This is a genomic window from Acidovorax sp. SUPP3334, assembly GCF_030159055.1.
Lineage (GTDB): Bacteria > Pseudomonadota > Gammaproteobacteria > Burkholderiales > Burkholderiaceae_C > Paracidovorax.
This window is the reverse complement of the sequence record NZ_BQXQ01000071.1, coordinates 1-9,298: the sequence shown is the minus strand read 5'-3', so window position 1 is coordinate 9,298 and position 9,298 is coordinate 1. Positions and strand designations below refer to the sequence as shown.

The 9,298-nt window shown below is 64.7% G+C and carries 10 protein-coding genes; all 10 read left to right on the top strand.

Translation table 11 applies throughout. From position 1 onward, the window contains the following. Window positions 1-209 precede the first annotated feature (209 nt). The 10 genes from AVHM3334_RS22905 (at window position 210) to AVHM3334_RS22860 (ending at window position 9,141) form a co-directional block, all read left to right on the top strand. Window positions 210-1,247 (top strand): conjugal transfer nickase/helicase domain-containing protein, encoded by a 1,038-nt coding sequence (locus AVHM3334_RS22905; RefSeq protein ID WP_284415760.1) that lies wholly within the window; start codon window positions 210-212, stop codon window positions 1,245-1,247. A 63-nt stretch (window positions 1,248-1,310) separates the two neighbouring features. Further along, entirely contained in the window at window positions 1,311-1,445 is a 135-nt protein-coding gene (locus tag AVHM3334_RS22900; protein ID WP_284415759.1) for a hypothetical protein, read from the top strand. A 342-nt stretch (window positions 1,446-1,787) separates the two neighbouring features. After that, window positions 1,788-2,738 carry a ParA family protein gene (locus AVHM3334_RS22895; RefSeq protein WP_284415758.1) on the top strand — a complete coding sequence of 317 codons (951 nt, stop codon included), beginning with the start codon at window positions 1,788-1,790 and terminating at the stop codon, window positions 2,736-2,738. A gap of 21 nt (window positions 2,739-2,759) precedes the next feature. Continuing rightward, the gene (locus AVHM3334_RS22890; protein WP_284415757.1) at window positions 2,760-4,568 is read left to right on the top strand and encodes a ParB family protein; all 1,809 of its coding nucleotides are present in this window, start codon (window positions 2,760-2,762) and stop codon (window positions 4,566-4,568) included. An 80-nt stretch (window positions 4,569-4,648) separates the two neighbouring features. Further along, window positions 4,649-5,101: a hypothetical protein gene (locus AVHM3334_RS22885; protein WP_284415756.1), complete on the top strand. Its 453-nt coding sequence runs from the start codon at window positions 4,649-4,651 to the stop codon at window positions 5,099-5,101. Beyond that, the gene (locus tag AVHM3334_RS22880) at window positions 5,101-5,346 is read left to right on the top strand and encodes a hypothetical protein (protein WP_284415755.1); all 246 of its coding nucleotides are present in this window, start codon (window positions 5,101-5,103) and stop codon (window positions 5,344-5,346) included. Before AVHM3334_RS22885 ends, AVHM3334_RS22880 begins: the two co-directional genes overlap by 1 nt. 3 nt (window positions 5,347-5,349) lie before the next feature. Further along, window positions 5,350-5,934, top strand: a complete 585-nt coding sequence (locus tag AVHM3334_RS22875; protein WP_284415754.1) for an STY4526/YPO1902 family pathogenicity island replication protein — start codon at window positions 5,350-5,352, stop codon at window positions 5,932-5,934. A gap of 12 nt (window positions 5,935-5,946) precedes the next feature. After that, a complete protein-coding gene (locus AVHM3334_RS22870) occupies window positions 5,947-6,549 on the top strand; it encodes a hypothetical protein (RefSeq protein WP_284415753.1) in 603 nt (200 codons plus the stop codon). 95 nt (window positions 6,550-6,644) lie between these two features. Further along, window positions 6,645-7,142: a class I SAM-dependent methyltransferase gene (locus AVHM3334_RS22865; RefSeq protein ID WP_349816644.1), complete on the top strand. Its 498-nt coding sequence runs from the start codon at window positions 6,645-6,647 to the stop codon at window positions 7,140-7,142. 58 nt (window positions 7,143-7,200) lie between these two features. Continuing rightward, window positions 7,201-9,141: a hypothetical protein gene (locus AVHM3334_RS22860; RefSeq protein ID WP_284415751.1), complete on the top strand. Its 1,941-nt coding sequence runs from the start codon at window positions 7,201-7,203 to the stop codon at window positions 9,139-9,141. Window positions 9,142-9,298: the final 157 nt, after the last annotated feature.

The window sequence follows — 9,298 nt, the reverse complement described above, 5'->3', positions numbered from 1 at the left end:
CTTTATTTGCGTCTGCTCGCGCTGCTGGCCGAGCCGCCCATGGCGCTTGCCGCGAGGCCGCGAGAAGGAAAGCCTGGCTTACTCAGATTGGCTTGAAGCGGGTGGCGAATTTTGCAGGGCCGACTACCGACAGTGCAGCAAGCCCGCAGGAAGCTGCCGCAACGCATCAGGACACGGCAGCTGCAACAGGCTACAGCCACTCGCTGACCATGCTGAGGTTTCCGCTGGCCAAGCTCTACGATGATCCGAGCCAGTACCCGCAAGCGATGGCCGGCCGCATCGAGGTGCGCGACAAACGCAAGGATGAAGCAGGCGATGCTGCGCCAGAGGATGGGGCAGGGCATGTATCGGTGCAGCAGGGTACCGAACGCGCTGATGCAGCGAATGCATTGGGGCAGCTCAAGGCCCCCGTCTTCAACCGGCCCAAGCCCAAGCCTGCGCCAGGATCGAACGGCAATGCGCAGGAGATTGCGGCAACTCCTGCAGCGGTCACACAGACAACTGCGCCAGGATCAGCCGCCCCGGCCCCGGCATCAGTGACAGCGCCCGCCGCTGCCGTACCGACCAAACGGCCCACACAGGCGCAGGCGCCCCAACACATTGAGCCCACGCTCCCGCCCCTGGACGACGTGATCCGCATCGGGGGCAACGAAGATGGTTTCGACATCGACGGGGGATGGCTGGACGACGACGATGACGTGCGCTCTGTACTGCCTGCACCGGCGCGGCCCAACATGCCGGTGGCAGCGTCCAGACCACACCCGGTGTCGCCCAAGAATGCCCCAACGCCGAACGGCAAGAAGGCCCAGGCCCAGGCCGCAGCCAAACCCAAGGTTGTATCAACGTCGAAGGCGCCCGCGGCGGCACCGACGCCGGCGTCCCAGCGGGACACGGCACCATCGACGGCCACGCCCCAGCAGCGGCCCGAGGCCGGCTTCGTGCGTCCGCTGTTCGGCTCGGCTCCTGAGACTTCTGCGCGCACGCAACCCACGCCGGTGGTGCTGGCGCCGCATCTGCACGAGCTGCCACACGAAGCGGCCGCCCGCAAGGTCGAGCCCAGCGAAGTCGCCGTCGCCTTCATGCGCTGGCTGCAAAACGGCTTGGCAAGCCGTGAGATCAAGCACAACGAGACCGGCGCCGCCATGCACTTCGTGGAAGAAGGCATTGCGCTCGTCTCGCCGCTGATCTTCAAGCTCTACGCCCGCGACACCTGGCCCGCCGACCAGGCGGATGCCACCGGCCTGTAAGTGTAGCGCGAGGTCATCAAGGCCGGCTGGCACCGCATGACCTCGGGCCAGGGCAAGGGCCGCGTGAACATCCTACGCTACCAGGTCATGGGCCGAGGCGGCGCCAGTGTCGGGCGGCTCGCCGCCGTCGTGCTGTCCGAGCCCGACCGCTGGGTGGTGCCGGTGCCGCCGCCGAACCCTGTGCTCAAGCTGGAGTGATCAGCCATCAAACACGCTGAGTAAGTTTGAAGTCAAAAAATAATCGTCTTGACACAAACACAGTCGTTCAACAATTGACATGGGTAGCTGGATGCACCTACAGTCCACACCGTGCGATTCAGCGAGGGGGAGTCGCAATTGCCTTTATCTGCATCTATCTATCGGGATATTGATCCCATTTTTTAATATCTTCTGAATAGATGCGATGTATATTCTCAAGCACCTCTTTTGAGTGTGAATAATAATCAGAAATGATTATTCTTGAGATTATTAAAAGATAGAAAAATTGCGCCGACCCCTCCGCGCTGAATCAGGTACATAACCTGATTCAGCGAGGATTCCATGCTCACACTCACCGTCGTCGCCACCAAGGGCGGCGTAGGCAAAACCACCCTTTCAGCCAACCTGGGAGGGCTGCTCGCCGATCTCGGCTACCGCGTCCTTCTTGTCGACGCTGACGTTCAGCCGTCGCTCACCCGGTATTTCAAGCTGTCCCATGCGGCGGTTAATGGCCTGACCACCATGGTAATGGGCGGCATATTGTCCGCCGACTGCGTGAGCCATATCGAATTGCCTCCGGAAGATTTTCCGGGAGACCATTCTCGCCTGAATGTGCAGGGCGGTTTCATGCACCTGGTCGCCTCCGACACACGCGACGGCCGGCTGCAGGACTGGCTGTCCAACCGCCTGGATCGTCTGGTGCGCATCCGCATGTCGCTCGCCAGCGCCGACGTGCAGCGCGACTACGACGTGGTGATCATCGACACGCAGGGCGCGGTGGGCCACCTGCAGGACGCCGCGGTCAACGCGGCCGACATCCTCATCGCCCCGGCTTCGCCCGATATCGTGTCGGCGCGCGAGTTCGTGGACGGCACGCTCAAGCTGCTGGAGCGGCTGGAATCCTCGGTGAACATGGGATTCACCGTCCCTGCCATGAAGGCCATCATCAACCGCGTGGAGCGCACCGTGGATTCGGACGCCATGTCGGGCCTGATCCGGGACCAGTTTCTGGAAATGCGCGGGCGCGTGTCCGTCCTCTCGACCACCGTGCCCAGCACGGTCGCCTACAAGAAAGCCGCCACGGCGCAAGTGCCCGTGCACTGGATCGACCCCATCAAGGCGGGCGACGTGATGCATGCGCTGCTGTGGGAATTGATCCCCTCACTGGTCAACAAGTTCGCCCCCAATCACCGGGGCGAGATCGTGCAGGCCATCCGGCCAGCACATGAGTCTCCGGCAGAGCCGGAGCCCAAGGAGAAAGCCGGCCCTGCCGGCAGCACGGCATCGGCGTGAGAAGGACGGTGGTGAAACCCCATGCCTTCGCACACCCCCGAAACGCTGACAGCGGCGCAGCGGGCCGAGCGCCTGCGCCTGAGCGGTCATGATGCCGGCCCCTCCACAACACAGGAAGCATCCATGAGCACCGACACCAAGCCGGCCCCCGCCAAGGCAGCAGCCAAGCCGGACCGCAACGAGAAGTACCGCGAGCAGGCGAGGGCGGCGCTCGCGCTGCCCCCCTTGCGCAACGCCACCGAGGGCTTGGACCCGAGGTCGGACATGGACATGTCGTTCTCGCTGCTGTCCGTGGACGACGTGGAGCCCTACGAGCACAACCCACGCACGCAGCCCAATCCGCTGTATGACGAGATCAAGGCGAGCATCCAGGCAGATGGCATCACCAATGCGATCACGGTGACCCGCAGGCCGGGCCAGGAACGCTACACGACCTACGGCGGCGGCAACACGCGCCTGATGATCGCCAAGGAACTGTTCAAGGCTGGCGACCAGCGCTTCGCGCGGCTGCACGTCATCGTCAAAGCCTGGGCGGGCCATGCGCGCACGATCGCCGCGCACTTGGCCGAGAACAAGATGCGGGGCGACATCTCGTTCTGGGAGAACGCGCAAGGCGTGAACACCTTCAAGGCCGAGCTGGAGAAGGAGCGGGGTAAGCCGCTCACGGCCGGTGAACTGAATGCAGAACTCAAGACGATGGGCCTGGGGTTCGGCCTCAAGGTGCTGCAGAACTTCGCATTCGCGGTGGAGTTCCTCTCGCCGATCGGACCCTGGCTGCGCGCCACGGAAGTCAACACCGTAGTCCGTCCACTGGTAGGCGCGCTGCACCAGCTCGCAGATCGGCTAGGCCGGCGCGTGGAAGTGCAGCAGGCCATTCAGGAAACGCTGCGCAGCCATGCGGATTCGATGGCCGTGCAGGCAGCGGCCATGCGCGGCCAGCAAACCGGGCACGAAGAAAAAGCCACGCCACCGACGCTGGATGTCCCGCTGCTGGTGCAAGACCTGAACGCGACGGTGGCCACGCTGCTCAAACTGGACGCCCAAGCCATTCCAGCCATGATCTCGGCCCTGGAGAGCGATGCACGCATCTCCGCCGAGACGCTGCGGCAGGTCAAGGTCGCACCGCCTGCGGCCGCGCCGATGCCGATCCTGCACCAGCCGCCGCTGGCGGGCATGCTGGCACCCGTGCCTGCGGCGCGAGCACCAGCGCCCAGTTCGGCGCCGACTCGGCCCGCTGCACAGCCCTCCGTGCCGGCGTATGTCCCCAATCTCCCTGCGCCGGCCCCCGACTCGTCCCTGCTGATGGCCGAATCTCCCAATGCCGATCTGCAGGGCCTGGTGTTGGAGCACCTGAGCAATCTCAACGACGTCGTGCCCCTTCAAGACATCCTGTGCGCCGTCCAGACCATGCCCTTCGGCTACCTGGCCGATCTGCCCGAGCAGGACATCGCCCATGTCGGTGGGCAAGCCCTCCCCGAGGCACAGGTGGTGCTGCGCGCAGCGCTCTGGAAGGTACTTGCGGCCCTCTCGGGCCAGTACGACCGACGCATCACCGCCACGATCACCGCCACGATCACCGACGTGAACGCATCGCGCTGGACGCAGGCCGTGGCCCGCGGTCCCCAGGGCTTCGAGGAAGCGTGCCTGGAAGCCGCCACCGTGCAGGTCCAGTCCCTGGATGGTCAGCCCGCCATCGCGCTGCCGGACCTCTACCAGGTCTTGGCCACGCCCGACGTGGGCCTCTCGCTCACCCGTCTCATGGCCGTCATGGAGCGCATCCGGCTCAACCACCCCGAGCGGTTCCTGCCCGGGTGGGAGCCGCTCTTTTGAAGCGCCCGGCCTGACACGTCAGGCCAGATCTCACACACGCTCATACACGCGGTAAGAAATCAAAGCAAAAGAGAGGTCACATGCTCGCAACGTTCGTCCACCGCGACGGCACCGAATTCATCGCCGAGGGCCTCGCCCACGGCATTCCCATCGATCCCCGGATGCCCGAGGACTTCGATGCCACGCCCAACGATGCGCGTCCGCCAGCGCACGGCAAGTGGTGGTACTTGCCTTTCATCCGCACAGAGACCATCGAAGCGATGGATGCGTTCTACGCCCAGCGAACCGACGAATACGCCGCCGCCGGCCGGGAACACTGGCGCGAGAACCGCGCGAAGTGGCTCGCCGCCTGGCCCTCGGGCACCCGCTACGACGTGCGCTGCCTGGATGGCGGCGCGTGGGACCGCTCCACCAACTGGGGATTGTTCCCCACGCTGGAGCAGGCCGTGGAGTGTGCGTTGACCCGCGGCGCGGCCATGAATCGCATCGTCTGCGCGATGCCCGATCCGGTGGCCGCAGGAGGGACGCTCTGATGGCGGTCGAATTCTTCCTCATCGATGCGCCGCACACGGTGCCCGTCGAGCACGCGGCTTGGCAGGCAGCCCTGGCACGGTGGCGCATCGCCGCTGATCGTGTCTTCCAGTGCGAGAGCTGGGACAACTCGCAGTTTGAGCGACTGAACCAGGTTGCCGTGGACGCCAAGCACGAGGCCGATCGCCTGGAGCAGGTCACGCGCATGGCCTGGCGCAGCGCCCCTCACTCCAACGGGAGCCGCTGACCCATGCTCGCGATCACCAACCCCATGCTTAAGCGCATGCTGCTGGAGCACCTCGTCGAGCACATGGACCAGGGTGGCTTCGATGCCTTGCTGACCGCAGGTTTCACCCCCGAGTTCCTGGACAGCCTGCGCCATCGGCCCGCGCGTGATCTGATCAATATCGCGCAAACGGAGCTGGACATCCGCGTCGAGCTACCGCAGCGCGCGATCGCGGCGTGCCTGCAGCGCCTGGACTGGCAGCGCCGGGACGCGCATCTGCGCGAATACTTCATCCGCCACGGCGCCTCGCGCCAGATGGTCTGCCAGTTCTTCAAGTTGACGGCCGATGAATTCCGCGATCTGCGGGAACTGCTGGTCCCCGATGGCGTGCCCAGCGGCCGGCCCTCCATGCCCAGCGAGCGGCTGCGTGACGAGATCCACCGGGTCTGGCACGACATGGAGCGCTCGGGCGATCACCCCACGCTGCGCGAGCGCATCTACGCACTGCACCAGCGCTTTCCGGACCTGCGCATCCAGGCCCTGCACGCCACCGTGACCGAGTTCGACGAGGCCGTGGCCACGTCCAGCAGCAACTTCGGCTCCCTCTGAAAGGACACTCCCATGGGCGCGAACAAAGTCACCCACCTCTCCAACCGGCATGAGCGGCGCGCGCGCCGGGCAAATAGTCCGGCAGCGGACGTGGCGCTCGCGCCCACGGATCTCCCACCCATTGAGCGCCTAACGCCTGATGCGCCCGCGGCCAACAACCTGCACGGTGCGTTGCTGGGCCAAGCGGTCCTGCTCGACTGGCTCGGGCAGGCGCCCATCTCGTTTCACCGAGCCTACGTGGACATCGCAGGCGGCGTGGTGCCGGCTCTGTGGTTGTCCAGCGCCATGGCGCGCATGGTCCATGCGCCTCGGGAGAGCTTCCAAGGCGACACCTTCGTGTTTGCCATGTCCGGCCACGACTGCGAGCAGGAAACCGGCATCAGCCGCGGGCAGCAGGAAACCTGCCGCCGCCAGTTGATCGCAGCCGGCCTGATCTCGGAGCAGTCCGGACAGCGCAAGCCCATCGTCTATCGCCTGCACCTGGATGCCATCGCACGGGCCCTGATCGAGCAGGCAGAGCCGCTCGCGCAGATGTTTCAGCAGCTACAGCCGCAGGATGGGGCAATGGATTCTGGTTTTCCCGCACTGCCGACAGTGCGGCAAATCGCAAAGTGAGAAGAACTATGCAAACGAGTCTGGTCGCGCCACACCAGGAAGCGCGAGACGTTGCGATTCGCAGAGTGCTCGATCCATGCTGCGGCAGCCGCATGATGTGGCACGACCGGCAGCACCCCGATGTCGTCTTCGGCGACTTGCGCCATGAGGTCGTGACGGTCACGGACCGATCACATGGCAAACAAGATGGCACGCGAACCCTGCGCATCGAACCGGACGTGGCGATGGACTTCCGAGCGCTGCCTTACAAAGACGGAACCTTCAACCTGGTGGCCTTCGATCCTCCACACCTGCTGCGCGCAGGGCCCAGGAGCTGGCTGGCAGCCAAGTACGGACAACTCGGCCCCGATTGGCGCGAGGATCTGCGGCGTGGCTTTGCCGAGTGCTTTCGGGTCCTCGCTCCGAACGGGGTGCTGGTCTTCAAATGGAACGAGGCCCAGGTCAAGGTGAGCGAGGTTCTGGCACTGACCGAGATCGACCCGTTGTTCGGTCATCTGTCCGGCCACAAAAGCCTCACGCATTGGTTGGTTTTCATGAAACCCGCCAGCCGTCCTGACTCGCAGTTCGGCCCGAACGGTCCAGAGAGCCGTTGACCAGCGTCCGATGATCACAGGCCTTCGGCGGATCGACACCGCACACGAGCAGCCCTCCTTGCCCGGCTCTGTCGCACCGGACGAGGCGCTGCGCCTGCTTGCGGCCCAGGGGTTCATCCAGTTCCACCCGGCCCTGGCCGAGCGGCTGGACAACTTTAAGGCTGCGGTGTTCCTCGGGCATGCGCTGTATTGGACACGGCATCTGGCCAAGACCGGCTCCCACCGCGGCGGATGGTTCTTCCTGACCGCCAAGCAGTGGCAGCAGGCCACGGGCCTCACCACGCGCGAGCAGACGACCGTGCGCGAACTACTGGTGCGCGAGAAACTGCTCTCCGAGCATCTGGCGGGCAAGCCCGCACGGCTGCACTTCAAGGTCAACCTGCAACAACTGGCCGCTTGGGCCAACCTGCCCCAGGAACATGCAAAGCCTGAGCATGGATCACCGCTGGGCTGGGAAGCGCTTGCGCCCTGGTTCGGTCAGTACGTGAGTTTCTACCGTCCCCTTTCGGATCTGGCAGGCAGCGTTGCCGGTGGCCTGTACCTGTCCTATCTTCTGCAACAGCAGCGCCGCGCGCTGGTGGCCCGGGCGTCATGCCGAGGGCCGCAGGGTGACGGCTACTTCCGCGTCTCTCAAGAGGACATTCGCATCGCCCTGTGCCTTGGCCCCAAGACACAGCGCAATGCGCGCGAGCGGCTCAAGCGGGCCGGCCTCGTCCACGAATACTCCACCACGGTGCGGCTCAACCTGGGCGCCATCATGGCCTGCCTGCAAGGTCAGGAGCAAAAGCTGCTGCCCTCCAGGGGCAGGAAGCCACAGCCGGCCATGCACCTCGTTGCGGCCTCGGCCACGGTCCCGTCCGTGCTCAAGCCCATATCGATCGCCCCGATCGCACAACCCGTGCGCCAGGTGCCGGAGGTCCCGGCCGAGCCATTGCGGCGCTGGCTGGCCTCGCCCGGCAAGCCCGCGGCAAAGCAGTTGCCCCTGTTCGGTCCCATGGTGGCAAGTTCGGTGGCGGGTTCGATCGGCACGCAGCCCGAAGGCAGCACGGCCAGCGTCACGCCTGTCTCGCAGGTGATGCGCATGTTCGCTCCACGGGCATCCACGCCCGTACTTCACCCAGGCGGGCAAAATTCTGCAGGACAGAACGCGGTCCCATCCGCGTCCGCTCCGCGTTCCGACACGCCCGAGTGTCAATCGTTTGCCCTTTTGTCGAAACTTGAATCGACAAATGCCGAAACGTCGAAACTTGAATGCCGAAACGTCGAAACTAAATTGCCGTTTTGTCGAACCTATATAAAGAATGTATTAAATAAACCTCCAACTCCTCTTACGCGCGACCCTGGGCAGCCTCGCCCTGTGGACAACTTTGCCGTTGAGCAGGAAGCGGAGTGTGGTCGTGGTCGGGAGGATGAGCATTTCCCGGACACCAGCGAAGAGACCGCTGCGCCAGCACCAGCGCCGCAGGAATCCGTCGTCCAAAAGCGAGAGGCATCGGCGCCAGCGGCAGAACTCGCGCATGAGCATGCACCCCAGTCGGCACCTGAGCCCGGCACCCAAGCCGATCCACTGGTCATGCCCGACCGGTTGGATGCGGAGTGGCTCATCGGGGTGAACAAGGTTCTGGCAACGGCGCCGCAGGCCATTCGTCAGCCGTTGCTAGACGAGTTGCAAGGGCATCTGGGCAGCAACAAGGCGATCCACAACCCGCCGGCTTGGCTCCACGCCCTGGTGCGGCATCACGAAAAGGGCACGCTGGTGCTGACCATGGCCGATCGGGTCGCCGCCAGGCGCGAGATCGAGCGCGAACGTGCAGCAAGGCAGGAAGCCCGTTCGGCACAGGAATGTCCGTCTGCGGCCCAGGCTGCTGCATCCGAGCCGCACCGCAATGATTCGGATACGGCGCTGTCCGCGCGGGCCAAGCTGGACAAGCTGCGCCAGGAGCTTCGGCAGCAGGCTGGAACGACCAGCATCCGGCGGGGGAGGGCTGGGACACGATGAGCTTTTACAGCCGCAATCAGGATGGGGCAGGGTACGTCGTACCACGTGGAGCGTTTTGCACCAAACGGTACGTCGTACCACGTGGAGCGTTTTGCACCAAACGGTACGTCGTACCACGTGGAGCGTTTTGCACCAAACGGTACGTCGTACCACGTGG

Coding starts and splice junctions, on each gene's coding strand:
- AVHM3334_RS22905 (WP_284415760.1), top strand. CDS start 210: ATGCTGAGGTTTCCGCTGGCCAAGCTCTACGATGATCCGAGCCAGTAC.
- AVHM3334_RS22895 (WP_284415758.1), top strand. CDS start 1,788: ATGCTCACACTCACCGTCGTCGCCACCAAGGGCGGCGTAGGCAAAACC.
- AVHM3334_RS22890 (WP_284415757.1), top strand. CDS start 2,760: ATGCCTTCGCACACCCCCGAAACGCTGACAGCGGCGCAGCGGGCCGAG.
- AVHM3334_RS22885 (WP_284415756.1), top strand. CDS start 4,649: ATGCTCGCAACGTTCGTCCACCGCGACGGCACCGAATTCATCGCCGAG.
- AVHM3334_RS22880 (WP_284415755.1), top strand. CDS start 5,101: ATGGCGGTCGAATTCTTCCTCATCGATGCGCCGCACACGGTGCCCGTC.
- AVHM3334_RS22875 (WP_284415754.1), top strand. CDS start 5,350: ATGCTCGCGATCACCAACCCCATGCTTAAGCGCATGCTGCTGGAGCAC.
- AVHM3334_RS22870 (WP_284415753.1), top strand. CDS start 5,947: ATGGGCGCGAACAAAGTCACCCACCTCTCCAACCGGCATGAGCGGCGC.
- AVHM3334_RS22865 (WP_349816644.1), top strand. CDS start 6,645: ATGTGGCACGACCGGCAGCACCCCGATGTCGTCTTCGGCGACTTGCGC.